Source organism: Streptomyces sp. SAI-135, assembly GCF_029893805.1.
Taxonomy (GTDB): Bacteria; Actinomycetota; Actinomycetes; order Streptomycetales; family Streptomycetaceae; genus Streptomyces.
The window spans coordinates 5,463,134-5,489,602 of record NZ_JARXYP010000002.1 but is presented as its reverse complement, the minus strand read 5'-3'; the positions used below and the strand labels follow the sequence as shown (position 1 = coordinate 5,489,602).

Below are 26,469 nucleotides of genomic sequence, written 5' to 3'. Positions count from 1 at the left end.
CCTTCGGCGCGAAGACGAGCCCCGCGCTCAGGCAGACGCCCAGGGCGGGGTTGTTCGCGCTGTTCAGGACGTCAGCGCCGCTGACGTTGCCGTCGGCGTGGACGCCAAGGCAGTCCCGCCATGCAGCTATCCGCGCGGCGTCAGGAGAACATTCCGAACGGCCTCATCAGAAAGCCATTCCTCCTCCTCATGGAACTCCACGAGTGCGCGCATGTCGCCTTGAATACTCGAATGAGATGCCCGGATGGTCTCGTTGAAGCTATTTACGGCAACGGAACCCGAACGCGCCAGAATCAAGAGAACGTTACCGCTGCCGTCCTTCGGAATCGAGACAAGCTCACTCGCCGCCAACGCCACGCCCTTCCCGAGGTCCACAGGAGGGAAGCGCGACAAGGCTGCGTGCGCCGCCTGGTATGCCCCATAATCCTCTTCCGCCCTCAGCGAGGAGACGATCGCGGCGACGCCTTCTGCTCCTTCTTTTCCGGTCACAGAATCGGCCAACTGAACGTACCGATTCCAGCGTCGCGCTGCCTCCTCTGGAGGCGTGAACTCATCATCGTCTTGCACAAGGTCACCGCACTCGACGATCTCAGTTTTCCAATCCGACGACATCCGACCCCTACTCCGTTTCCATACGGAACTACTAGCTCCGTCCCGCCGCCCACTTCCGCAGGGCCTTATTCGAGCTCAGACTCATCCACATCTCCACGATCGCCTCATCATACTTACTGCCGAAGCGGGCACGGATGTCGTCCACGTCCATCTGAATTGCACCACGGAAATCACCGGCGTCTATCAACTCCTTCTGCCTCATACGCCAAGCCTGCGACTCGAGGTACGAGCCAGTGCTATAGACCGCACGATGGTCATCGTATTCCATCCGGATCGAAGGACCGCTGTACTTGCTGAGAGGGCTAGTGGAGTTGGCGGGAACGTGATTGATCTCATTCCCCGCCCCGGCAGGCTGCAAATCACCATACCTGCCGCCGTTCTCGCCGCTGGTGCAATTGTGGACAAGTACCGGAATGGCTCCCGCCAGCACAAAGTACGTATGTGTGCTGGACACGGTCAGGTTGTTGACGGTTGCCGTTTGGGTCCACGCCTTGATCGCCGTGACCTGGACATACGTCCCCGCCGACGTCTGCAGCCAGTCCCCAGACCGCAGTTCGCTCGCCTTTGCCCAGCGGTGTTCCTTCGGGAGCCAGATCGGGTGGCCGGCGGTGGCGGTGATGGACTTGCCGTTGGACAGGGTCAGGCGGACCAGGTGCTTGGTGCCGTGGCCCTTGATGGTGGCCGTGATCGTCTGGGTGGTCAGAGCGCCCAGCACCGGATCCGTGGATTTCACCTTGTCGCCGGGGCGGAGGTCCTTGATGGCCTTGGACTTGCCGTTCGCCAGCAGTACCCGGGTGTTCGGCGTGAAGCTGTTGCACTTGCCGCCCGCCTCGACGGCGTCCTCCCCCGCGTCGGAAGCCCTGCCCGCGTCCTTCTCCGCCGTCTTCGCCGCCGACCGCTCAGTCGCCTTGGCGGCCGTCTTCTTCTCAACCGCCTTGGCCGCCTTCTCCTCGGCGGTCTTGACGACCTTCTTCTCCACGGCCTTCACCGCGGGGGCGGCCGACTCCTTGGCCGCGGTTTTCACGGCCGCCTGCTCCGTGCCCCGGATCAGCAGACTGCTGCTCAGGCCCATCTCGACCCTGACCGTCATCAGGGGTACCTCTCCCGTGCCCCGGGTGACGACGAGGATGCCGACCGTGGCCGAGGCCATTAGGCAGGCCCTGAGGGTGGGGTTGGTGTAGCAGTTCACGAAGTCCGCAGCGCCCGAGTACTCGTAGGTCGCGTGCGCGATGGCCTTCGTCCCTTGCCAGGCCTTGTGCCTGATCTGCGACCAGCTCCAGAACTGGCCGTTCGGGTCCTCCTTTGTCACTGGACTGTTGTCCGCGTACGCGTAGCCGCCCAGCTGCAGGAGATCGGAGAGGTCCATCACCGGGTCGATGGTCGTGAAGCGCCCCGTCACCGGGTCGTAGTCCCGCGCGCCCAGGTGGATCAGGCCCGTACTGGACTCGTCCGCGCCGCCGATGTACGTCCGCGAACCCGCCCAGGCGGCCGGACCGGCCTGGTCACCGCGCAGGTTGCCCCACGCGTCGTACGAACGGGACACGACCGCCATCCCGGACGCCAGCTTGATCTGGAGCGTGCCGGTGCCCTGGGTGTTGGTGATCTGTGCGGCCAGGGTCTGGGACGAGGTGGCGCTGGAGGTGTAGCGGACCACTGCGGGGGCGCCCGCCTGCGCGTAGGTGCGCACAGCCCTGGTGGAGGTGTTCGTCTGGGAGCCCCAGACCTCGGTCTCCCCCAGATACAGCGTGGTCCAGCCGCCGGTCGTCTTCGCGATCCGGTTGCCGTCCGCGTCGTACAGGTACGACGTGCTCGCGGAGAGGGCGAACTTCTGCGTCGACGCGCTTGCCGTGCACGTGGCCAGGGTCAGGTCCGTACCTGCCGTGGTTGCGGGGGCGTTGATGCAAAGCTTCGAGGCCGCGTTGTAGAACGTGCCGTCCGAGCGGAGGACGAAGGACTGAGCGGAAGCGTCCGGCACGCAGGTCTTGAGCGTGATCGCCGAGCCGGAGGCGGTGCCCGCCGCCGTCACGCACTTACCCAGCACGGTCAGCTTGCCGCCGTTCGCACTGAACCTCTGCGCGGGACTGCCGTTGCAGGTGTAGATCTGGATGACCGTGCCGTCGGCCGTTCCGGCGCCGGCGTCGTCCAGGCACAGGCCGCCCGGTCCGGTGACGGCTCCCTTGCCCGCGCCGAAGCCGGACACCGAGGTCAGCAGGCCTTCGCCGTCGTACACAAAGGACTGGGAGTCACCGTTGATCGTGCGGGTGGCGGTGCGGCCGGCGTCGTCGAAGGTGGCGGAGTTCGTCTCCGTCACCGTCTTGGTGCCGGAGTCGGCCGGGGTGACCGTCTTCTTGGTCCAGTCGGTCAGCGTGTTGGGCTGGCCCGTGTCGCCGTAGGCGTACGAAGTGCCGCCGTCCAGCGCCGCGTTGAGGGCTCCGGTCGAGGTGCGCTGGGTGCTGTGGTCGGTGACGGTGGTGCGGTTGCCGAGGTCGTCGTAGCGGTACGACTGCCAGTACGGGAGGGATCCGTAGGTCGCCGTGCCCGTCGCGATGGTCGAAGGGGACGGAGCGGTGCCCACTCCGCCCGATGCGATCGCCGACCCGTCGGTCGCCTTCCAGGTGGTGCCCGCCGAGTCCGTGCAGCTCTTCGCCGTGGCGCCGGTCCAGGCTTCGACGAGCTGGCCGCGGGCGTCGTAGGTGAAGCACTGGTTGTCCCAGGTGGTGGTCGCCCCGGAGGTCGACCCCGTTGCCACCAGGCTGGTGTTACCCGCCTGGTCGTAGGCGTAGGCGGTCTGGGACACCAGGCCGTTGGCCGTCTGGGTGGCGGCGTAGGAGTGGACGAGCAGGCCGGTGGGCTCGTCGTAGAGGGCGCTGGTCCACACCCGGTAGGGGTTCTGGCCGGTGGTCGTGCGGGTGATCTGGCCGTACGGGTTGTAGATCGCGCCCGTGGTGTACCAGTCCCAGCCGGAGGTGGAGACCGGCAGGTCCTGGGCGTTGTAACGGGTGATGATCTTCTCGGCGGTGGCCATGCCGCCGGGGGTGGCGGGGAGGGTGGCCGACTGCTGCTTGCCGGTGCGGGTGTAGGTGTACGACCAGTGGTAGGAGCCGGAGAGGTTGTTCGTGGTGCCGGTGATCGTCGGGATGGTGACCGTCTTGCCGGTCAGCTGGCCCTTCGGGGTGTAGCCGGTCGCCTCGGTGACGATGTCTCCGGCGGCGGAGCCGGGGGTGGTGTGGCGGACCGAGGTCGCCGGTCGGCCGATACCGTTGGTCGCCGTGTCGTACGTCCACTCCGCCGTCGGCAGGGTCGCCGAGCCCACCGTGAGGGAGGACTGGCGGCCCAGGGGGTCGTAGCCGTAGCGCAGGATCTTGCCGGTGGCGTCCTTGGTCTGGGTGACGCGGTCCTGGTCGTCGTACCAGGTCCGGCTAGTGCCGGAATCGGGGTCGGTGCTGGTCAGGACACGGTGGCGGGAGTCGTAGGTCCAGGACCAGAGGTGACCGGACGCGTCCTTGACCTGGGTGCGGTTGCCCAGGGCGTCGTACGTGGTCTCGGTGTACGTGCTCGCGGTGCGGGCGGCGTTGGTGTACGTGATCTGCTTGACCGCGCGGCCGATGGCGTCACCGATGGTCTTGGTGGCGGTCCCGCCGGCCGGTGGGACGACCAGGACCGATGCGTCGCTGTCGCTGTAGGTGGCAGTCGTGGTCGCGAACTCCGCGTTGTGGTGCAGGGTGACGGACTTCAGCGGACGGCCCAGGCCGTCGTACGTCGTCTTCGTCGAGTTCGGGATCGGCTGCTGGCTGGTCGGCAGGTGCCAGGTCTTCGCCGGCAGGCCCGTCGTGTAGTACCCGTTGTCGGTGCGGGCGGAGCTGCCGTGATCGTCGTAGCGGACCGAGGTGACGATGCGGCCAAGGCCGGTGGCGTCCGGTGACTGGGTCTGGACGGTGCGCATCATGCCGTCGTAGAAGGTGACCGAGTCGCTGTACGTGCCGTTGTCGCGCAGGCTGCTGGTGATGACCCTGGTCGGGGTCCTGGAGCCGAGCCCGTACGTGATCTTCGTGGTCGGCAGGGAGTCGTCGTCGCCGGGGAGCCAACCGGTGGTGAGGCGGCCGAGCAGGTCGTAGGCGTAGCGCGTGACGCTGCCGTTGGGGTCCTTGGTGGTCAGGGACAGACCGCGGGCCGGGTCGACCGTGGTGATCGTCGTCTGCTGCTTGTTGTTGGTGATGCTGGTGCCGGTGACGACGTAGTCGCTGCTGCCCGGGGTGAAAGTGGTCCCGGTCACCTGGGTGCCCAAGGTGACCTTGGTGGCGCGGCCGTAGTCGTCGTACGCGGTGGTGGAACTGGTGACGCTCGCGGTGCCGTCGCCGTTCAGGGCCTTCTGGCTGGTGGCGTCGCCGAGCGCGTTGTAGCCGGTGGTGGTGTCGGAGACGACCTGGGCCGTGGCCGCGGACGGGACGTCGTCGCAGTCGGTGGCTGTGGTCAGGACCCGCTGCGGCAGACCGTAGAGGTTCAGCGACTCCTTGTTGTCATACGTCGTGAGGGTGCAGGTGGTGTCGCCGACGACCGGGGTGGTGTCCCCGGGGGAGGTCAGGGTGACCGTCGAGACCTCGCTGAGCTTGGGGAGAGCGTCACCGTCTACGGCGGTGGTGGTGCGGGTACCGCGCCACTTGCCGTTGTAGGCGGTGAGGTCGTCCACGCGCTTCATGAAGCTGCGGCGGGCGACCAGGTCGCTGTCGCCGGTGCGGGCCCGCCGGGCCGTCTCGGTGCTCGCGCCCGGCAGGGTGATCACGCGGCTGTGCGCGGCGGCCGCGCTCTCCGCGGAGAGGTAGGTGACGGCTTCGGCGGCCTGGCCGGCGTATTCGGAGGCGTCGTCGGAGCTGAGTGTGGTGCCGGTGTCGTCCTTGAGGGTCTTCCCGGAGCCGCGCAGGTAGTACGTCGTCGATCGGGAGCGGGTAGCGGCGGCTCCGTCGGGATCGCCGACCTCGGTCGTGACGGAGGCGTAGCCGCGCCAGTCGCTGTGGGTGCGCTGCGAGGGCTTGGTGAACTCGGCGTCGCTCTTGGCCCAGTAGCCGCCGCCCCCGTACGAGTAGCTGGTGACCAGGTCGGGTGAGGCGAGCGCGGTCTGGGTGACGACCGTGTCCTGCTCGGTGACGCGGGCGACGGTGAACTTGTTGAACCAGGACAGCGGCGGGTTCTCGACGCTCTCGTCGGGTGACCAGTGCACCGGGTAGCAGGCGGCGGTGTTGTCGGCGATGTCGGTCTTGGCGGGGGCGTAGGTGCAGCCCTTGTTGTACGCGACGACCGTCTTCTTGCCGTTCTCGTCCGTGATCCCGGTGATGCGCGGATGGATGTAGGTCAGCTCGATGTCATCGCTGTTGTCGCGCACCCGGTTGGGCAGTGCGGTGCCGTCGAAGAGAACGGCCGGCAGGGTCTGGCCGGGCGCGTCGTCCGGGTCGGTGGTGTCGGTGTCGTAGGCGCCGTGCTGGATGCCGGACAGCCACAGACCCGGCGAGGTCTGGTACCACCCGCCGTTGAATGCCTGGTTGAGCGTCCACTCGTCGATCGGGCTGAGGGCGCTGGTGCCGTCCCGGTGGGCCCAGGTGACGACCTTCTCCAGTCGCTTGCGGGTCCAGAAGGACGGGAAGGTCGGGCACTGCTTGGAGGTGGCCGTCTTGCAGAGCAGGGTGCGCGGGGTGTCGTACCAGACGCGGTACTTCGCCGGGTCGTCGGAGGCGAAGTCGTCCGCGTCGCACCTGCCGCTGTTCGCGTTGAGGCAGCGCTCTTCGGTCCGGAACTCGACCTTGGCGGCCGGGACCGCGTCGAGGTGGTCCTTGTTCAGGCCGTACTCGATGCTGAGCGGGTAGGAGGCGCGGGCGTACCGGACCGCCGTCTTGTTCGCCTTGTTCTTGGCGTAGTAGTTGTACTCCTGCCGGTAGTTGACGACCATCGCGTTGCCGTGCAGGTCGACGACCTTGTCGAGCTGCCAGGCCCAGGCCTGGTCGCAGAAGGAGTCCTTGAAGGCGTCCGCGTGGCAGGGTTCCTTCGGGTCGTTGCCGAAGACGGGGACGGTCGAGACCGAGTCGGTGTCCGCGTGTCCGCCGCCGACCTTGTCGAGGCCGAAGTAGTACTTGGTGCCGTCGCGGGTGGTGGCGATCCAGTACTCGCCCTTGTCGTCAATACCGCCGCCGTCGCCGTTGTCGGCGCCGGTCTTCCGCTCCACCTTGGTGCCGTCGTCGGAGCGCGGGTGCCACTCTCCGGTGGTGTCGTCGCGGACCAGTTCGACGGTGGTGCCGCCGAGGGTCATCACCGCATTCCAGGATGCCCAGCAAAGGTCGCCGGTCTTCTTCGCCTTGCCTTTGTTGTTGGCGCTGTCACCGTCCTGGTCCTGGCCACAGCCGCGGTACGACCGCTCGATGTGCCCAGTCTCGTACGACCAGCCTTCGCCGATCCAGGAGGTCTGCGGATTGGCGGAGGCCGTCTTGCCGTCCACAGCCTGGGAGTTGTACGAGAAGGCGACAGTCGGCGTCGGGCCCGCGGAGACCGGCGGGGCGTCGATCGCGTACGTGTAGGAGAAGCCACCGGACGACGAGCCGGCCGCCCACGTGCCCGCCGAGGACAGCGGGGTGGCCCGGAAGGAACCGCCCCCTCCGTTGCCGGAGTCGCCCACACCCAGGACCCCGCCGGACCCGGCGGAGGCGGCAGCGCTGACCGCCTTCGCGGAGGTGCCGTGCCAGACGGCCGACTGGACGCTGCCCTGGGAGAGGGCCGCCGCCGCATCGGCCGTGGTGGTGCCGGTCGCGGTGTCTGCGGCCATCGGTGTGGAGAGGTCGAGGGTTGCCTCAACCTTGCTGGCACCCAGGTCGGTGGTCTCGTTGCCGTCCGCGTCCGTGGTGGTGGCGTCAGGCAGTTGGTCGGCCGAGTCGTCGAGGGGCTCGGGAGTGGCGCAGACCTCGTTGTCGGGCTGGGTGAGGAAGCACTCGGGATAGCGGACCAGTTGGAGACGGTCGGACCACTGAGCGCCGAAGTAGTTCTTGAAGTCGGTGGCGTCGATCTGGACCTTGGCGGGCGCCGGGGTGGTCTCGCTGGTGGTGATCTGCATCAGCAGGCCGTTCACGCCGGCCGCGGTGGTGTCGGCCTGGCTGAGGACGTTCACCGACCAGGTGCCCGTGGGCTGCTGAGCCGTGTCGTCGGAGGCCGCGCCGATCTTGACCGGGACCCCGCCGTCGACCTGGACGAGCCCGTCGGGGGCGGCGGCCAGCTTCTCCGGCGTGATGTCGGCGGTGCCGTCGGGACCGGCGGCCGGGATGGCGGTGCTGCCGTCCGGCGGGTCGGTGTCGTCCTGGGCCTGGTCGATGGCGTACTGCCGGGCGTAGCCGTCCGGGGACTGGTCGGCGCCGTCCACCGGGTCGATCGCCGGTACGTCCACCATGGCGGCGACGTCATCGGTCGGGGGAGGTTCGGCGACCGCCCGGCCGTCCAGTACGCCGATGGACAGGGCGAGCGACAGCAACAGGACACCGCCGGGCGCCATGACGCGGCGGATTCCCCGGTGCCAACGCGGACGTGATCGACCGAACACGAAAGGAACCCCCCGGTGGGCGCGGCCGGGCAGTCACCCCGGTCGGCGGTGCGGACGAAGCCGTAAGAAAAGTGTGAGGAAATCAAGAAGATGATCAGCCGGGATTATTGAGTACCTGTGCGCTTCCGCGCCAGAGTGTTCGACCTTGTGTGCGATTGATCACTGAAGGAAACATGACAAGAAGGTCCAACTCCGGTCAGATTGAAGGGAATTAAAGCTGGAATAAGGCACTCCAGCCCTCTTGTACGGCAACAGCCAGCCTCATGGCCCTTGTTCAGTCCCCTTCATCCCTCCATGATCTCCACACGTCCTCCGTGTGCCCCGGCACAGACCACCGGATCACCCGAGCGGGAGGGCCGTTCGCATGTCGCCACCGTCAGAGGGGAAACGGTCCGGTGTCCTCCGCTTCTTGGCCGGGCAGGCTGAGTCAACGTCATCTGCGCCTGTTCGCCGCCCTGTTGGCCCTGCTGCTGGCCTCGGCCACCGCCTGGGTGTTGCTTCCGGACCACGACACGGCCGACGGGGCAGCGGCGAAAGACCCGACCCAGCTTCACCCCCGCACGGAGCCCGAGGCCCGTGCCACGGCCAAGCGCACCGGCCACCCTGTCGAGGTGGTCACCGCCCGCACCGCGAAGACCACCACCTGGGCCAACCCGGACCGCACCCTGACCACCCGGATCCATGTCATGCCGGTGCGCACCAAGGTCGACGGCCAGTGGCGGGCCATCGATCCGACGCTGCGCCGCAGATCCGACGGGAACTGGGCGACGACGGCCACGACGACGCCGGTGGTCCTCTCTGGCGGGAGCAAGAAGAAGGCCGCGTCCTCTGGTGTCAGCCAGGCCGCCTACCTCCACCCGGCAGCGGACACCGACGACACCGCGAGCACTCTCGCCACCCTCACCACGGCAGGCCACACGATCAACCTCACCTGGCCGGGTCCACTCCCCGCACCTGAGGTAGAGAGCAACGAGGCGCTCTACCGCGAGGTGCTGCCGGGCGTGGACCTGGTGCTGGCCGCGACCGACGGCGGCTTCTCCGAGGTGCTCGTCGTCAAGTCCGCCGAGGCCGCGGCCAATCCCGCGCTCAAGACCATCTCCTACGGCCTGACCTCGCCGGACCTGACGATGAAGCTCGACTCCCGCAGCGGATCCGTCCACGCCTACGACGCCGAGGGCAACGACGTCGCGGCCACCCCGACCATGCTGATGTGGGACTCGGCGGGCAAGGACGCCACGACCGACAACCTGACCCATGGTGATGGTGGCCCGGATGACCCCGACCCGACGCCGACGGCAGACGAGGGCGAATCGGCCGGCCCGACATCGGAGGCCGAGGACGACTCCGACGCCGCCCGGCGCAGGGCGAGCGAGGACGAGCACGCCGACACCGACTTCGACGACACCACCCCCGAGCCCACAGCCACCACGGAGACCGACGGGGACACCGCGGCGTCCGCGCCCGCCTCCCCGCCCGCTTCCGAGCCCGACCCGGCGGTCACCCAGCCCGCAGGTGACGAGGAGGCCGTCGTGGTCCCCGAAACAACCGCCATCGACCGCGAGATCCCGGGTCTGACCGGCCCCCAGCCCGGCACCCACACCTCCCGTATCGACCCCTCGCTCGCCTCCGACGGCACCATCACCCTCACACCGGACCAGGACCTGCTGACCGGCGCGACCACGACGTACCCCGTCTTCATCGACCCCAGCACCAACACCGACGCGGGCAACTGGACGACCGCCTACAAGCGGGGTTCCTGGGCCACCGCCACCTTCTTCAACGGCCGCGGATTCAACAAGGGCACCAATGAGGCGCGCGTCGGCTACGAGTCCGACACCTTCGGCAGCAGCCGTTCCTTCTTCACGATGGAGTGGCCGGAGAAAGTGCGCACGACCTCCATCAAGGAGGCCACGCTCAACATGAAGGAGACGTACGCCTGGTCCTGCTCCAAGCGGGACGTCGAGGTGTGGCGGACCGGCGACATCGACAAGAAGACCAGTTGGTCCAATCAGCCCGGCTGGAGCGACCATCTGGACACCAGGTCGTATGCCAAGGGTTACAAGAAGAGCTGCGCGGCAGGGAACACCGTCTTCGACGTCAAGGACGCCGCCCAGTACGCGGCCGACCACAGCTTGAGCCACTGGACGCTGGGTCTGCAGGCGGGCGACGAGGACGACCAGTACGCGTGGAAGAAGTTCCAGGCCACGAACGACAACGCGGGCCCGAGCATCGACGTCACGTTCAACACCAGGCCGAACAAGCCGAGCAAGCTCAAGATGAGTCCGGGCAAGTGCACAACCAGCACGCCCTACGTCACCATCGGCGACAACGACCAGATCACCTTCTCCGCGGCCACCTCGGACCCGGACGGCAAGGACGATCTGAACATCATGCACCTCACCCTGAAGAACACGGGCACGGGCACGGTGTACAACCGGGAAGCGAGCGCCTCGGGCAAGAGCACGACCAGCGTGGTGTTCGACAACACCAACTCCAGCGGTTCCAGTGTGCTCAAGGACGGCACCTACTCCTGGAACGTGTACGTCAAGGACGACATGGGCAGCACCTCGTCCACCAGCTACACCTGCTACTTCAAGCTCGACACCGTGGCCCCGAAGACACCGAAGGTGAGTTCCGCGGACTTCGACGAGGCGGACGTCGACAACGACAGCGGCGAGGACCAGTGGTCCAAGGCCACGTTCGGACAGTCCGGCTGCATGCAGTTCTCCAACTGGGTGACGGACAGGGTCACTCAGTACGCCTACAGCTGGAACAGCACGACGTACGACAAGACCACCAAGATCAGTGACAACAACAGCTGCACCACCAAGTCGGGCGACGTGATCACCGGCAACGCCATCACATCGGTCGTCTCCGTCACCCCACCGCTGGCCGGCCCCGCCATCCTCTACGTCAAGGCCGTCGACGCGGCCGGCAACGAGTCGGTGACCCCCAACTCGTACAAGATCTTCGTAAGCCCGAAGGACCGCGACGAGACCGGCGGCGACATCACCGGTGACGACAAGCCGGACCTCCTGACCATCACCGAGAGCACGGACGACGACGGCGTCGTCCACGACGACCTGCGCGCCTACCCGTCCGGCACCAAGGGCGACCTGTTCATCGGCATGGATCCCTCCTACGGCAAGACCACCAAGAACACCGCCTACGCCGACGGCTGCACCCAGACGGTCAGCTGGAAGGGCGCCCTGATCACCCACCTCGGCGACTACTACCCGGGCGACGGACTCCAGGACCTGGTCGCCCGCATGGGCGACGGCACCCTGTACGTCTACCCCGGTGACGGCTACGGCGGCTTCAACACCTGCGCCCGCCTGCCGATCCTGTTGCCCACCAAGGGCACCGACGCCGGCGGCGCGAGTGTCGACGTCCCCGCGCCGTCCGCCTTCGACCAGATCCTCTCCGCCGGTGACGTCACCGGCGACGACCGCCCGGACCTGTTCGTCACCGCAGGCACCCAGTTCTGGGCCTTCACGGGCTACACCGGTGCGTCCTTCTCCGGGGCCCGGCTGCTCAACGACGGCACCGCCTGGCCGGGCCGTGATCTGGTCAACGTCTCCGACATCACCGGCGACGGCATCGCGGACCTGCTCTACCGGTCCACCAGCGGTCGCGCCCTGCTGCGCCAGGGCAAGGCCGATTCGACGGGCAACGGCCTGGACGTCCTCTCCCTCGCCACGGCCGCCGCCTCCTCGACCGGCACCGACAGCGAGTACGCCGCGAGCGGCTGGGCCCCGACCGACATGCCCCGCCTCCTCGGCATCCCCGACGTCACGGCTGACGGCGTCCCCGACGTCTGGGCCCACATGAGCGACGGCAGCGTGCGGCTGTACTCGGGCGGCAAGTCGGTGGTCGGTGGCTATACGACGGTGATCGGCAACTGGACGGGGAAGCTGGCGTTCGGCTGAGCCGTGGCGACAGACCTCAAAGTGGGGGCGATGACGCCAAACCGTCCTCGCCCCCACCGGAACGCGCCCCGCCACGTGCCGGTACTCCACCGCCCGGCGCCACGCGTGATCAAAGCCCTCAGGCGAAAACCGGGAAGAGAACCAACCCCACCCCACCCGACCGAGCCTCCACAGAACCCCTGGTCACCCGTACGAGTGGCGTTCCTCAACTCAGCTGGATTTGCTGGCGGTTCGCTGGCATATGCTCGCCGCGATCACCTCACCGCAGACATGCGACGGCCCCCGCCGGGACGGCAATCCCAGTGCGAGGGCCTGACCACCAAGGAAGTTAGGGCTTCCCGATGGACACCCAGAACCTTAGCGCGCTCCCGTGCTCCCAGCCGCTGAATCCGCGCGGCGTCACCCACATCAAGGTCCCGCACACGGCCAGGTTCACGGTCGTCGGCAACCACCTCGCCCAGCACCGCCAGCTCTCGCTCACCGCGATCGGACTCGCCCTGCACATCCAGTCGCTGCCGGACCAGGCCCGCATCGACATCAAGACCCTCGCCGACCGCTTCACCGAGGGCGAGACCCGTATCGCCGCCGCCCTGCGTGAGCTGAAGGCCCACGGCTATCTGGCCCAGGTGCGCAAACGGCTCCCCAACGGCCGGGTCGTCACGCACACGGTCTCGTACAACCAACCCCAGGCCCCGTACGTGGAGAACGGCCCCCCTCCCCCCGCGGCCAAGGTTCCACCCCGCCCGGCCTCCGGTGCCGTACCGCCGCCGTCACCGCCCACCGCAGCTGCGCCCGAGCCCACGACACCTGCCCCGCCGTCTCCCTCCCCCGCCTCTAAACCACCGCTCCCTCAACCCCAGACCCCCACCCCGGAGCTCCAGCGTGCCGCGACCGACCTCCTCGCCACGCTCCACCACGACGACCGCCGCCTGCTCCTCGCCGAGCGCGATGTCCGGCGGCTCGCCCCCGCCGTCGCCGCCTGGCTGGAACGCGGCGCTCGCCCCGAAGCCGTACGCCACTCACTGACCTCGAATCTCCCGCGCGACCCCGTACGCCACCCCGCGGCTCTGCTCGCCCACCGGCTCACCGAGTTCCTCCCGGCTCCGGCCCCGCCCGACGCGTCACCCGACGGCAAGCCCGCCCCTGTGCCCCCGATGGGCAACTGCGACGGCTGCGACCGGGGCCTTCGAACCTGGGAGAAGAACGCCCGCTGCCGCGACTGTCGTGAGGCGGGCCACGAAGGACATCACCCCTACCCGAAGCCCGGAGGCACACCCCCGTGAGCGAGCCCACGATCGCGCACACGCGGGAGCGCGCGCTGATGTACGCCGAGCTCCTCGACACCGCCGCCCGGCTCGACACCCTGCGGCGCCTGGAGGACCGGTCTGTCGACCCACACGTGACTGCCGCCATGCACGCGGTCCGATTCGCCGCCACCATCATGTGGCCGACCGCGCCTCACATGCCGCCACCCGGCTACCGCCAGGACAGCGAGGGGATCCTCGAACTCATCGCGCACTGGCGCGAGGCGGCACTCGAAATCGGCGAGTTCGCCCCAACGCCTCCCACACTGCGACTCGTCGGCGACACGGCACCGCCCGCGTAGCCGGCGCGGTCAAGCGCCGGCCACGCAGTCGAACCGGGCGCGTCAGCGCACGTCCACGTGGTCCCCGCCGCTCGTCGTGGCACCCGTCGTGTCGTTGCCGCCGTACGACCAGCGCCAGGTCCCGTCCTTCGACGCGGTGACCGTGGTCTTCAGGGCGCCGGTGCTGCTCGTCGTGACCTTCTTGACCGTGACGAAGGAGCTGGTGCCCGTCTCGCGGAACTGGAGGCTGACCGAACGGCCGCCATAGCCGCGGTACTTCTTCGTCGCCCAGTCCGCCCGGGTGAGCCTGCCGGTGACGGTGATCTTCTTGCCCTTGACCACCGGCTCCGGCGAGGCGTTCACGGTGACCTTCGCCGCCCGCTTGAGCCGGACGGTCAGGGACCGGGTCTCGTGCTCCTCGGCCACGAGGCTCCCGCTGGCCCGGAAGAGGCGCAGGGCCACAGCCGTCTTCCAGGTGGTGGCGTCGCCGTTGGAGTCGACGTGCTCCTGAGAGGGGTGGGGGTCGATGTAGAGGGACCCCTCGCACTCGGCCTTCCGGGCGCTCAGCTCGTAGCAGGTGTAGCTGCCCGGTCCGATGTAGTTGTCACCGGTGTCGGCCGCGTGCTCCAGACCTCCCCGGTAGATGAAGGGGAACGCGTCGTACCGGGACGGGTCGCTCGTGCTGTACCCGGGCGGCAGGGCGATCTTGAAGGTGAGGGGCGGCTCCACCACCTTCGAGGTGCCGACGACGATCGGCTTGCCCTTGTTGATCACGATGTCGGACACGGTGATCCCGGTGTCCTGGGCCTGGGCCGCCGGGGCGTTCAGGAGGGTGAGGGCCAGTGCCCCCACAAGCGCGGCCCCGGTGGCCGTACGTCTGCCAGTGGTCATTACCACCTCTTTCGTGGCGCGGGAAAGGAGCGGCAGACTATCCCATGACCTGATCATGACTTTCCCTCGGCCTACGGCCGGCCGACCAGGGCAACGAAGACGGCGTAGGCGAGCGGGACCGTGAAGGGTGCCGCTGCCGCGAGGCCCAGGCGGCGGGCGGAGTCGTGGCGCTCCCAGGGCGTCGCCCAGCTCGCCGCCACCAGGAACAGGGCCACGCCCAGGCCCGCCAGGAGCATCGGGAAGGCCACACCGTAGCTCGCGTCGAAGCGGTCGGCCCGGGCGTAGGCCACCAGGCACGCGGGGAGCGTGAGCAGGGTCGAGATCAGCGGGGCCGCCCAGGCCCCCTGTGCACGGTCGTCCAGTGAGTTGTCCGGCATGGCACCATCCCAGCGCCCGCCGCGCCCGTCCGCATGAGCGTTCGTACTCAGAACACACGGTCGCCGTGCGGAGTCACGGCGTCAGCCGCTCGCGTTCCGCAGCCGCGCGAACGACGTGTCCAGTCCCCGCTTCAGCAGCCGTGCCGTCGGCCGCTCCACGAACCGGTGCACCAGCCAGCTCAGCACCATGAAGCCGGCGATGACGGAGACGACCAGGAGACGGGCGTCCATCGTGTCGCGGAGCCGGTTGATCAGCGTCGTACCGGCCGCGTAGTGCATCAGGTACAGCGGATACGTGAGCGCGCCCGCCGTCACCAGCCACTTCCAGCGGACCCGGTCCGTGGCGCCGAGGGCGATGGCGACCATGGCCAGCAGGAAGACCGTGAAGATCAGAACACTCCCCCGCCACCCCGATACATGCTCGACCTCGTCGATCCGGATGCCGAGTTCGCGCTGGCCCATCAGCCAGGCCATCGCCAGGATGCCCCACAGCAGCAGATCCTGGCCGAAGCGGTGCATCAGGTAGAGGGACAGGCCCGCGATGAAGTACCAGGCGCCCTCCAGATTGGCGACCAGTTCGAGGAGCGGGAGTTTGGAGATCGGGGCCAGCATGGCCGCGGCGCCCCACACGCAGCAGAAGACGACGACCTTGCGGTAGGTCAGGCCGCTCCACACGACGACCAGGAAGAGGAGGTAGAAGCGCAGCTCCGACCAGAGGGTCCAGTAGACGCCGTCGACGTTCATGACGCCCGAACCCGACTGAAGCATCGTGAAGTTGAGGAGGACGTCACGGGTGCGCAGGCGGTCCCACACGCCCGGCAGGGCCACCAGGACGGCCGTGGTGAAGACGATGGCGAACCAGTACGCCGGGTACAGCCGGATCACCCGGGACGTGAAGAACTGCCGGGGGCTGCGGCCCCAGCAGGACATGCAGATCACGAAACCGCTGATCACGAAGAAGATCTCGACGCCGATCCAGCCGTAGGAGGCGAACCGGAAGACCGTCGGCATGATGTCGGAGACCGGGCGGTCCCAGATGCGGTTGCCGGGCTGGTCGACGCGGTTGGTGCCGGCGTAGTGGTGCACGGCGACCATCAGGGCGGCGAGGAGCCGGATGCCGTCGATGGCGTAGAGACGGCGGCCGGCACGGTCTCGTACGGCGGCGGACCGGGCGGGCCGTACCTGCGCGCTGGGCGCGGCGAGGGGCGGAAGCGGCTGTTGCAGGCCGCCGACGACCCGTCGCGGTATCGACCCTCTGCTCTCCGCGTCCTGCATCGACACCTGCGTGTCCGTCCGTCCTCGTGAGGGAATCCGGGCCGGGAGCGGCCACCGGACGCCTCAGGCTACGACCCTCACAACCACCCCACAGGGTCCAGACAGGAGCATTTCCCCCACCACTGCCGGGGAGTTGCCACAACGCTCGCCGCACCGCTCCGCAAAGTTCCCCGAGGCTTCACTTGACGCCTTGCCGCCACGCCACGTGCGCCCGGATGATCCCGGGCATGAGTGACACCGTCTACTCGGTCATCCCGACCGACCCCCACTGGCAGCCCGACCGCGATGCCGGCGACCGCGCCACAGCGCTCGTGACCCGCCTCGCCCCCGAGGCCGACAGCGGGTTCGACACCGAGATCGACGCCGACTGGTACGACACGGTCACCGCCGTCGACTGCGGCGAGAACCTGATGAAGATCGGCTGCCCGGCCTGCGGGGCGGCCATCGACCCCGAGTGGTACCGCGATCTGATCGAGGCCCACGCCGACGACGGGTTCGCCACCCTCGCCGTCATGGTCCCCTGCTGCGGGGCGGGAACCTCGCTGGACGCCCTGGACTACGACTGGCCCTGCGGGTTCGCCCGGTTCGAGATCGCCGTGTGGAACGCGGACCGGGGGCCGTTCGACGAACGGGAGCTGAGCGCGATCGGGGAGGTTCTCGGGCACCCCGTCCGGCAGATCCGCGCCCGCATCTGAGGCCGACAGGCGAAGCCCGCATCCGAGGCCGGACAGGCGAAGCCCACCTCTGACACCGGGCAGGCGAAAGGGCCCGTACGACCGAAGTCGTACGGGCCCCTTCAGAGACCTACGGGTCTCGGAGACCTGTCAGGTCAAGATCAGGCGGTGATCTTGGTGACCTGGCCGGCGCCGACCGTCCGGCCACCCTCACGGATGGCGAACTTCAGGCCCTCTTCCATGGCGACGGGCTGGATGAGCTCCACCTTCATCTCGGTGTTGTCACCCGGCATGACCATCTCGGTGCCCTCGGGGAGGGTCACGACGCCGGTCACGTCCGTCGTACGGAAGTAGAACTGCGGACGGTAGTTGTTGAAGAACGGCGTGTGGCGGCCACCCTCGTCCTTGGAGAGGATGTAGGCCTGGGCCTCGAACTGGGTGTGCGGCGTGACCGAACCCGGCTTGATGATGACCTGGCCGCGCTCGACGTCCTCGCGCTTGATGCCACGGAGGAGCAGACCGACGTTCTCACCGGCCTGGCCCTCGTCGAGCAGCTTGCGGAACATCTCGATGCCGGTGACCGTGGTGGTGGTCTTCTCGGTCTTGATGCCGATGATGTCGACGGTCTCGTTGACCTTGAGGACACCACGCTCGATACGACCGGTGACGACGGTGCCACGACCGGTGATCGTGAAGACGTCCTCGATCGGCATCAGGAACGGCTTGTCGACGTCACGCTCGGGCTGCGGGATCGCCTCGTCGACGGCGGCCATCAGGTCCAGGACCGACTGGCCCCACTCCTTGTCGCCCTCGAGAGCCTTGAGCGCCGAGACCTTGACGACGGGAACGTCGTCGCCCGGGAACTCGTACTCGGAGAGGAGCTCACGCACCTCGAGCTCGACGAGCTCCAGGATCTCCTCGTCGTCCACCATGTCGGCCTTGTTCAGGGCGACGACGATGTAGGGAACGCCGACCTGGCGGGCCAGGAGCACGTGCTCCTTGGTCTGCGGCATCGGGCCGTCGGTGGCGGCGACCACGAGGATGGCGCCGTCCATCTGCGCCGCACCCGTGATCATGTTCTTGATGTAGTCCGCGTGACCGGGGCAGTCGACGTGGGCGTAGTGACGCGTCTCGGTCTGGTACTCGACGTGCGCGATGGAGATGGTGATACCGCGCTGGCGCTCCTCGGGAGCCTTGTCGATCTGGTCGAAGGCCGAGGCCTCGTTCAGGTCCGGGTACGCGTCGTGCAGCACCTTGGTAATGGCGGCCGTAAGGGTCGTCTTACCGTGGTCGATGTGACCGATGGTGCCGATGTTGACGTGGGGCTTAGTCCGCTCGAACTTCGCCTTCGCCACGGGGTCCTCCTGTGGAGTGGTTCTGAACGCCTTGCTTCATCGGCGCCAGGTGATCTTTGCTGGAAAGCCTCGGCCCGGGGGCACTCCCCCACAATTGCGGGTGAATGCCCCTCCGGGCTCCGGAGTCAAGCCTAAAGCGTGCGAACGCGGTGCGTTACTCGCCCTTGGCCTTCGCGATGATCTCCTCGGCGACGTTCCGCGGAACCTCGGCGTAGGAGTCGAACTGCATCGAGTAGCTTGCGCGACCCGACGTCTTGCTGCGGAGGTCTCCGACGTAGCCGAACATCTCCGAGAGGGGCACGAGGCCCTTCACGACGCGGGCACCGGCCCGCTCCTCCATGGCCTGGATCTGACCACGGCGGGAGTTGATGTCGCCGATGACCTCACCCATGTAGTCCTCGGGCGTGGTGACCTCGACGGCCATCATCGGCTCGAGCAGCACGGGGGACGCCTTGCGCGCGGCCTCCTTGAAGGCCTGCGAGCCGGCGATCTTGAACGCGAGCTCGGAGGAGTCGACCTCGTGGTAGGCGCCGTCGAGAAGCGTGACGCGAACGCCCGTCATCTCGTACCCGGCGAGGATGCCGAACTGCATGGCCTCCTGCGCACCGGCGTCCACCGAAGGGATGTACTCCTTCGGGATACGGCCACCGGTCACCTTGTTCACGAACTCGTACGAGGCGTCGCCGCTCTCGATCGGCTCGATCGCGATCTGCACCTTGGCGAACTGGCCGGTACCACCAGTCTGCTTCTTGTGCGTGTAGTCGACGCGCTCGACGGCCTTGCGGATCGTCTCGCGGTACGCGACCTGCGGCTTGCCGACGTTGGCCTCGACCTTGAACTCACGGCGCATACGGTCGACCAGCACCTCGAGGTGCAGCTCGCCCATACCACCGATGATGGTCTGGCCGGTCTCCTCGTCCGAGTGGACCTGGAAGGAGGGGTCCTCCTCCGCGAGACGCTGGATGGCGACACCCAGCTTCTCCTGGTCACCCTTGGACTTGGGCTCGATGGCGACCTGGATGACCGGCGCCGGGAAGTCCATGGACTCCAGGATCACCGGCTGCTTGTCGTCGGACAGCGTCTCACCGGTGGTGGTCTGCTTCAGGCCCATGACGGCGACGATGTCGCCGGCGCCCACCGACTCGATCTCCTCACGCTTGTTCGCGTGCATGCGGTAGATCTTGCCGATGCGCTCCTTCTTGCCCTTGACGGAGTTCAGCACCGCGGTGCCGGACTCCAGGCGACCGGAGTAGATCCGGACGAAGGTGAGCTTGCCGAGGTGCGGGTCGCTCATGATCTTGAACGCCAGCGCGGACAGCGGCTCCTCGTCGGACGGCTTGCGCTTGACGACGACCTCGGGGTCCTTGACGTCGTGGCCCTCGATGGCCTCGACGTCGAGCGGGGTCGGCAGGTAGCGCACGACCGCGTCGAGCAGGGGCTGGACGCCCTTGTTCTTGAACGCGGTGCCACAGAACACCGGGGTGACCGTGGTGTCCTTCGACTTGCCGGACGCGATGGTGATACGACGGATCGCGGCGTACAGCTGCTCCACGGTGGGCTCCTCGCCCTCCAGGTACAGCTCCATGATCTCTTCGTCGTTCTCCGCGACGGCCTCGATGAGCTTGCCGCGGTACTCCTCGGCAGCCTCGGTGTGCGTGGCCGGGATGTCGACGGTGTCGTACATCTCACCCTTGGCCGCCTCGGCGGACCACACGAGCGCCTTCATGGTGACGAGGTCGACGACACCCTTGAAGTCGGCCTCGGCGCCGATCGGCAGCTGCATGACGAGCGGCTGGGCGCCCAGGCGGTCCGAGATCATGTCCACGCAGCGGTGGAACTCGGCGCCGGTACGGTCCAGCTTGTTGACGAAGCAGATGCGGGGCACGCCGTAACGGTCGGCCTGACGCCACACCGTCTCGGACTGCGGCTCCACGCCGGCAACGCCGTCGAACACCGTCACGGCACCGTCGAGAACGCGGAGCGAACGCTCCACCTCGACGGTGAAGTCGACGTGACCCGGGGTGTCGATGATGTTGATGGTGTGGTCGACGCCCTCGAGCGGCCAGTGACAGGTGGTGGCAGCAGAGGTGATCGTGATGCCACGCTCCTGCTCCTGCTCCATCCAGTCCATGGTGGCGGCGCCGTCGTGGACCTCACCGATCTTGTACGAAACGCCGGTGTAGAACAGGATCCGCTCGGTGGTGGTCGTCTTGCCCGCGTCGATGTGGGCCATGATCCCAATGTTGCGGACCCTGGCCAGGTCAAGCGAAGTGGTAGCCATAAGGCTTCAGTCTTCTCTCGGTCTCGATGGGGTCTGCGACTACCAGCGGTAGTGCGCGAAGGCCTTGTTGGACTCGGCCATCTTGTGCGTGTCCTCGCGCTTCTTGACGGCCGCACCGAGGCCGTTCGAGGCGTCGAGAAGCTCGTTGAGCAGACGCTCGGTCATGGTCTTCTCGCGACGGGCGCGGGAGTAACCGACCAGCCAGCGCAGCGCCAGCGTGTTGGCGCGGCCGGGCTTGACCTCGACCGGCACCTGGTAGGTGGCGCCACCGACACGGCGGGACTTGACCTCAAGGGTCGGCTTGATGTTCTCGAGCGCGCGCTTGAGGGTGATGACCGGGTCGTTGCTGGTCTTCTCGCGCAGGCCCTCCATGGCGCCGTACACGATGCGCTCGGCGGTGGAGCGCTTGCCGTTCAGCAGCACCTTGTTGATCAGGGAGGTGACAAGAGGAGAACCGTAGACCGGGTCGATGATGACCGGGCGCTTCGGGGCGGGGCCCTTACGAGGCATTCTTACTTCTCCTTCTTGGCGCCGTAGCGGCTGCGGGCCTGCTTGCGGTTCTTGACACCCTGGGTGTCGAGCGAACCGCGGATGATCTTGTAACGAACACCGGGCAGGTCCTTCACACGGCCGCCGCGCACGAGCACGATGGAGTGCTCCTGCAGGTTGTGTCCCTCACCCGGAATGTAAGCAGTGACCTCGATCCCGCTGGTCAGACGCACACGCGCGACCTTACGCAGGGCCGAGTTCGGCTTCTTCGGGGTGGTCGTGAACACACGCGTGCAGACGCCGCGACGCTGAGGGGAACCCTCGAGTGCGGGCGTCTTGTTCTTCTCGACCTTGTCCTGCCGGCCCTTGCGGACCAGCTGCTGGATCGTAGGCACTACTTCTCCGGTTTCTGTGTGCCGAATGGTGAAGCTAACCTGGAACGTCGCCGACCCACGCGGTCGGGTGTGTCGAATCCGGCGGACTCCCGCCGCAAGGCGAAAAGGGCGCAGATTACGGTGGCCGCTCAAGGCCCCCCTAGTGCGGTTCAAGGCACGCACGGGAGCCAGGGCACACCCCAGGCACAAGGTCTGAGCGTACCCAGCTCATTCGCTGCGGTCAAAACAGAAGGGCGACGGCACCCTCGCGGAGCGCGCGATGTCAAGCCCCTACGCCGTGGACGATCTTCGATTTCACACGGCGCACACGTGCGGGAAGCCGCTCACCCCGAGGCGAGACCCACCGCGACCAGCAGCGTCATCATGATGGACCAGGCCGCGATCGACAGCCAGCCGAACACAAGCCCGGTCAGCGCCAGCCCGTCACCGCTCTCCCCCGTCCGCTCGATCTCGGCCCGCGCCGTGTGTCCGAGGATCACCGCCGGGATCCCGGTGAACCCGAAGGTCGGCACGCACAGCAGCCCGCACACCGCCGCTCCGACCGCCTTCCCGTTGGCCCGCGGCCGCGGGGCGGGCAGAAAGGTCCGCGGTACGGCCGTGACGGGCGCCGGCTGCGGCACGGGGCCCAGCGGCAGGTCGGACACGAGCAGCGCCAGCTCCCCGACGGTCCGGGCCCGGTACGCCCGCTCCACCCGCTTGTCGAACTCACCCTTCTCCAGCCGCCCCTCCCCGTACCCGGCCCGCAACACGTCGACGGCCCGCTCCCGGTCGGCGTGGGAGGCGAGCATGGCGGCGCTACCGGGGTGGGAGGCAGGGTGGGAGGCGCCGGGCTGCGGAGTCCCGTATCCGGGCCAGGGGCGCGCGACAGGGGCGCCCGCGCCGGTCCAGGGCCTGGCGGCCGGAACGTCCGACGGAGCGTCCCTGCCCGGCTCTGACGGCCACTCGTCCCTGCCCTGCCACGATTGCCACGACGGTTGCGACACGGAGCACCCCCTGAGAGGTCGAATGCCTCCATGATGCTCCAACGCTCCGATATCGGGACAGGTTCCGCCCAGACCACCCCCGTCCACGCCGAAGGGCGGCCACCCCAAAGGGTGACCGCCCTTCAACAAGCGACCCGCTTACTGGTTGTACGGCCCGTAGTCGTAGTCCTCCAGCGGAACAGCCTGGCCGGAGCCCGTGCCGAACGGCGAGTAGTCGATGTCGTCGTAGCCGACGGCCGAGTACATCGCGGCCTTGGCCTCCTCGGTCGGCTCGACCCGGATGTTGCGGTAGCGGGACAGACCCGTACCGGCCGGGATGAGCTTACCGATGATGACGTTCTCCTTGAGGCCGATGAGGCTGTCGGACTTGGCGTTGATCGCCGCGTCCGTCAGGACTCGGGTCGTCTCCTGGAAGGAGGCGGCCGACAGCCAGGATTCCGTCGCCAGCGAGGCCTTGGTGATACCCATCAGCTGCGGACGACCGGAGGCCGGGTGACCGCCCTCCTGGACCACACGACGGTTCTCGGTCTCGAACTTCGAGCGCTCGACCAGCTCGCCGGGCAGCAGCTCGGCGTCACCGGACTCGATGATCGTCACGCGGCGCAGCATCTGCCGGATGATGATCTCGATGTGCTTGTCGTGGATCGACACACCCTGCGAGTTGTAGACCTTCTGGACCTCGCCGACCAGGTGGACCTGGACGGCACGCTGGCCCAGGATGCGCAGCACGTCGTGCGGGTTGGTGGCACCCACGGTGAGCTTCTGGCCCACCTCGACGTGCTCGCCCTCGCTGACCAGGAGTCGGGCGCGCTTCGAGATCGGGAACGCCGTCTCGTCGCTGCCGTCGTCCGGCGTGATGACGATCTTCTTGGTCTTCTCGGTCTCCTCGATCCGCACGCGGCCCTGGGCCTCGGAGATCGGGGCGACACCCTTCGGGGTACGGGCCTCGAAGAGCTCGACGACACGCGGCAGACCCTGGGTGATGTCGTCACCGGCCACACCACCGGTGTGGAAGGTACGCATCGTCAGCTGGGTACCGGGCTCACCGATGGACTGGGCGGCGATGATGCCGACCGCCTCACCGATGTCGACCAGCTTGCCGGTGGCCAGCGAGCGGCCGTAGCACATGGCGCAGGTGCCGACGGCGGACTCGCAGGTCAGGACCGAGCGGGTCTTGACCGTCTCGACACCGTGCTTGACCAGCTCGTCGATGAGCACGTCACCGAGGTCGGTACCGGCCGGGGCCAGCACCTTGCCGTCGACGACGATGTCCTCGGCGAGGCAGCGCGCGTACACGGAGGTCTCGACGTCGTCCGCCTTGCGCAGGACGCCGTCGGCGCCGCGCTCGGCGATCGCGAGCTTGAGGCCACGGTCGGTGCCGCAGTCCTCCTCGCGGATGATGACGTCCTGCGAGACGTCCACCAGACGACGGGTCAGGTAACCCGAGTCGGCGGTACGCAGGGCGGTGTCCGCGAGACCCTTACGGGCACCGTGCGTGGAGATGAAGTACTCCAGCACGGACAGGCCCTCACGGAAGGACGCCTTGATCGGACGCGGGATCGTCTCGTTCTTGGCGTTCGACACCAGACCACGCATACCGGCGATCTGCCGCATCTGCATCATGTTTCCTCGGGCACCCGAGTCAACCATCATGAAGATGGGGTTCGTCTTGGGGAAGTTCTCGTTCATCGCCTCGGCGACCTCGTTGGTCGCCTTGGTCCAGATCGCGATGAGCTCCTGAGTGCGCTCTTCCTTGGTGATCAGACCGCGCTCGTACTGCTTCTGGACCTTCTCGTCCTGCGCCTCGTAGCCCTTGACGATCTCCTTCTTCGCCTCGGGAACGACGACGTCGGAGATGGCCACGGTGACACCGGAACGGGTCGCCCAGTAGAAGCCGGCCGCCTTCAGGTTGTCGAGCGTCGCCGCCACGATGACCTTGGGGTAGCGCTCGGCCAGGTCGTTGACGATCTCGGAGAGCTGCTTCTTGCCCACCGAGTAGTCGACGAAGGGGTAGTCCTCGGGCAGCAGCTCGTTGAAGAGCGCGCGGCCCAGCGTGGTGCGCAGGCGGAACGAGTCCCCCTGCTGCCACTCCGGCTCGCCCTCCTCCTGCGCCGGCGGCGTCCAGCCCCGCGGCGGGATGGTGCCCACCGGGAAGCGGATGTCGATCGGCGACTGGAGCGCCAGCTCGCCGGCGTCGAACGCCATGATCGCCTCGGCCGTGGAGCCGAACGCACGGCCCTCGCCCTTGGTGTCACGCAGTTCGCCGTCGGTGGTGAGGAAGAACAGACCGAGGACCATGTCCTGGGTCGGCATCGTCACCGGACGGCCGTCGGCGGGCTTGAGGATGTTGTTCGAGGACAGCATCAGGATGCGGGCCTCGGCCTGCGCCTCCGCGGACAGCGGCAGGTGCACGGCCATCTGGTCACCGTCGAAGTCCGCGTTGAACGCGGTGCAGACGAGCGGGTGGATCTGGATGGCCTTGCCCTCGACCAGCTGCGGCTCGAAGGCCTGGATGCCGAGGCGGTGCAGGGTGGGAGCACGGTTCAGCAGAACCGGGTGCTCGGCGATGACCTCTTCGAGGACGTCGTACACGACCGTGCGGCCGCGCTCCACCATGCGCTTGGCGCTCTTGATGTTCTGCGCGTGGTTCAGGTCGACCAGGCGCTTCATCACGAACGGCTTGAACAGCTCCAGCGCCATCGCCTTCGGCAGACCGCACTGGTGCAGCTTCAGCTGCGGACCGACGACGATCACGGAACGCGCGGAGTAGTCCACACGCTTGCCGAGCAGGTTCTGACGGAAACGACCCTGCTTGCCCTTCAGCATGTCGCTGAGGGACTTCAGCGGGCGGTTACCGGGACCGGTGACCGGACGGCCGCGACGACCGTTGTCGAAGAGGGCGTCAACAGCCTCCTGAAGCATGCGCTTCTCGTTGTTGACGATGATCTCGGGCGCGCCGAGGTCGAGGAGCCTCTTCAGACGGTTGTTGCGGTTGATCACACGGCGGTACAGGTCGTTGAGGTCGGAGGTCGCGAAGCGGCCACCGTCCAGCTGCACCATCGGGCGAAGGTCCGGCGGGATGACCGGGACGCAGTCGAGGACCATGCCCTTGGGGCTGTTGGAGGTCTGCAGGAAGGCAGACACGACCTTCAGCCGCTTCAGCGCACGGGTCTTCTTCTGGCCCTTGCCGGTACGGATGATCTCGCGGAGGCGCTCGGCCTCCTCGTCCAGGTCGAAGGACTCCAGGCGCTTCTGCAGCGCCGCGGCACCCATCGAACCGTCGAAGTACGTGCCGAAGCGGTCCCGCAGCTCGCGGTAGAGCAGCTCGTCACCTTCGAGGTCCTGGACCTTGAGGTTCTTGAAGCGGGTCCACACCTCGTCGAGACGGTCGATCTCGCGCTGGGCGCGGTCGCGCAGCTGCTTCATCTCGCGCTCGGCACCCTCGCGCACCTTGCGGCGCACGTCGGCCTTGGCGCCCTCGGCCTCCAGCTCGGCCAGGTCGCTCTCCAGCTTCTTGGCGCGGGCCTCGAGGTCGGCGTCCCGGCGGTTCTCGACCTGCTGGCGCTCCACGGAGACGTGCGCCTCCAGGGAGGGCAGGTCACGCGTGCGGCGCTCCTCGTCGACGTACGTGATCATGTACGCCGCGAAGTAGATGACCTTCTCGAGGTCCTTGGGAGCCAGGTCGAGCAGGTAGCCCAGACGCGACGGGACGCCCTTGAAGTACCAGATGTGCGTGACGGGGGCGGCCAGTTCGATGTGGCCCATCCGCTCACGACGCACCTTGGCGCGAGTGACCTCGACGCCGCAGCGCTCGCAGATGATGCCCTTGAACCGGACACGCTTGTACTTGCCGCAGTAGCACTCCCAGTCCCGGGTCGGACCGAAGATCTTCTCGCAGAAGAGTCCGTCCTTCTCGGGCTTGAGGGTGCGGTAGTTGATGGTCTCGGGCTTCTTGACCTCGCCGTGGCTCCACTGACGGATGTCGTCAGCGGTGGCCAGACCGATCCGGAGCTCATCGAAGAAGTTGACGTCGAGCACTATGCGTCAATCCCT

General features: G+C 67.7%; 15 protein-coding genes. 4 read left to right on the top strand and 11 right to left on the bottom strand.

What is annotated here, in order from left to right; genetic code table 11:
• Nucleotides 1–126 precede the first annotated feature (126 nt).
• Nucleotides 127–612 (bottom strand): hypothetical protein, encoded by a 486-nt coding sequence (locus M2163_RS29435; protein ID WP_280849854.1) that lies wholly within the window; start codon nt 610–612, stop codon nt 127–129.
• 31 nt (nt 613–643) lie between these two features.
• On the bottom strand, nt 644–8,134 hold the full coding sequence (locus M2163_RS29430) for a ricin-type beta-trefoil lectin domain protein (RefSeq protein WP_280849855.1): 7,491 nt from the start codon (nt 8,132–8,134) through the stop codon (nt 644–646).
• Nucleotides 8,135–8,577: 443 nt separating this feature from the next.
• On the opposite strand from M2163_RS29430, the gene M2163_RS29425 reads away from it, so the two are divergent.
• The 3 genes from M2163_RS29425 to M2163_RS29415 all read left to right on the top strand — a co-directional run bounded on the left by M2163_RS29425 (nt 8,578) and on the right by M2163_RS29415 (nt 13,717).
• Entirely contained in the window at nt 8,578–12,111 is a 3,534-nt protein-coding gene (locus tag M2163_RS29425; protein ID WP_280895490.1) for a hypothetical protein, read from the top strand.
• A 341-nt stretch (nt 12,112–12,452) separates the two neighbouring features.
• Nucleotides 12,453–13,394: a helix-turn-helix domain-containing protein gene (locus tag M2163_RS29420; protein WP_280895489.1), complete on the top strand. Its 942-nt coding sequence runs from the start codon at nt 12,453–12,455 to the stop codon at nt 13,392–13,394.
• Nucleotides 13,391–13,717 carry a hypothetical protein gene (locus tag M2163_RS29415; protein ID WP_280895488.1) on the top strand — a complete coding sequence of 109 codons (327 nt, stop codon included), beginning with the start codon at nt 13,391–13,393 and terminating at the stop codon, nt 13,715–13,717. The genes M2163_RS29420 and M2163_RS29415 overlap by 4 nt, the downstream gene beginning before the upstream one ends.
• A 42-nt stretch (nt 13,718–13,759) precedes the next feature.
• Here M2163_RS29415 and M2163_RS29410 read toward each other — a convergent pair whose 3' ends face one another.
• The 3 genes from M2163_RS29410 to M2163_RS29400 all read right to left on the bottom strand — a co-directional run bounded on the left by M2163_RS29410 (nt 13,760) and on the right by M2163_RS29400 (nt 16,245).
• Nucleotides 13,760–14,587 (bottom strand): hypothetical protein, encoded by an 828-nt coding sequence (locus tag M2163_RS29410; protein ID WP_280895487.1) that lies wholly within the window; start codon nt 14,585–14,587, stop codon nt 13,760–13,762.
• A 71-nt stretch (nt 14,588–14,658) separates the two neighbouring features.
• Nucleotides 14,659–14,964, bottom strand: a complete 306-nt coding sequence (locus M2163_RS29405) for a hypothetical protein (protein ID WP_280895486.1) — start codon at nt 14,962–14,964, stop codon at nt 14,659–14,661.
• Between the two features lie 81 nt (nt 14,965–15,045).
• Nucleotides 15,046–16,245, bottom strand: coding sequence for an acyltransferase (locus tag M2163_RS29400; RefSeq protein WP_280895485.1), 1,200 nt, complete (start codon nt 16,243–16,245; stop codon nt 15,046–15,048).
• Between the two features lie 221 nt (nt 16,246–16,466).
• On the opposite strand from M2163_RS29400, the gene M2163_RS29395 reads away from it, so the two are divergent.
• Nucleotides 16,467–16,934, top strand: a complete 468-nt coding sequence (locus tag M2163_RS29395; RefSeq protein WP_280849862.1) for a hypothetical protein — start codon at nt 16,467–16,469, stop codon at nt 16,932–16,934.
• 140 nt (nt 16,935–17,074) lie between these two features.
• On the opposite strand, the gene tuf is transcribed toward M2163_RS29395, so the two are convergent.
• The 6 genes from tuf to M2163_RS29365 form a co-directional block, all read right to left on the bottom strand.
• On the bottom strand, nt 17,075–18,268 hold the full coding sequence (tuf, locus tag M2163_RS29390; RefSeq protein WP_007384061.1) for an elongation factor Tu: 1,194 nt from the start codon (nt 18,266–18,268) through the stop codon (nt 17,075–17,077).
• Between the two features lie 154 nt (nt 18,269–18,422).
• The gene (gene fusA / locus M2163_RS29385) at nt 18,423–20,549 is read right to left on the bottom strand and encodes an elongation factor G (RefSeq protein ID WP_280849863.1); all 2,127 of its coding nucleotides are present in this window, start codon (nt 20,547–20,549) and stop codon (nt 18,423–18,425) included.
• Between the two features lie 39 nt (nt 20,550–20,588).
• A complete protein-coding gene (gene rpsG / locus M2163_RS29380) occupies nt 20,589–21,059 on the bottom strand; it encodes a 30S ribosomal protein S7 (RefSeq protein WP_007384059.1) in 471 nt (156 codons plus the stop codon).
• Nucleotides 21,060–21,061: 2 nt separating this feature from the next.
• A complete protein-coding gene (gene rpsL, locus M2163_RS29375; RefSeq protein ID WP_003948652.1) occupies nt 21,062–21,433 on the bottom strand; it encodes a 30S ribosomal protein S12 in 372 nt (123 codons plus the stop codon).
• Between the two features lie 323 nt (nt 21,434–21,756).
• A complete protein-coding gene (locus tag M2163_RS29370) occupies nt 21,757–22,221 on the bottom strand; it encodes a DUF1707 and DUF4190 domain-containing protein (RefSeq protein ID WP_280895484.1) in 465 nt (154 codons plus the stop codon).
• A gap of 333 nt (nt 22,222–22,554) precedes the next feature.
• On the bottom strand, nt 22,555–26,454 hold the full coding sequence (locus tag M2163_RS29365; RefSeq protein ID WP_280849869.1) for a DNA-directed RNA polymerase subunit beta': 3,900 nt from the start codon (nt 26,452–26,454) through the stop codon (nt 22,555–22,557).
• Nucleotides 26,455–26,469 lie beyond the last annotated feature (15 nt).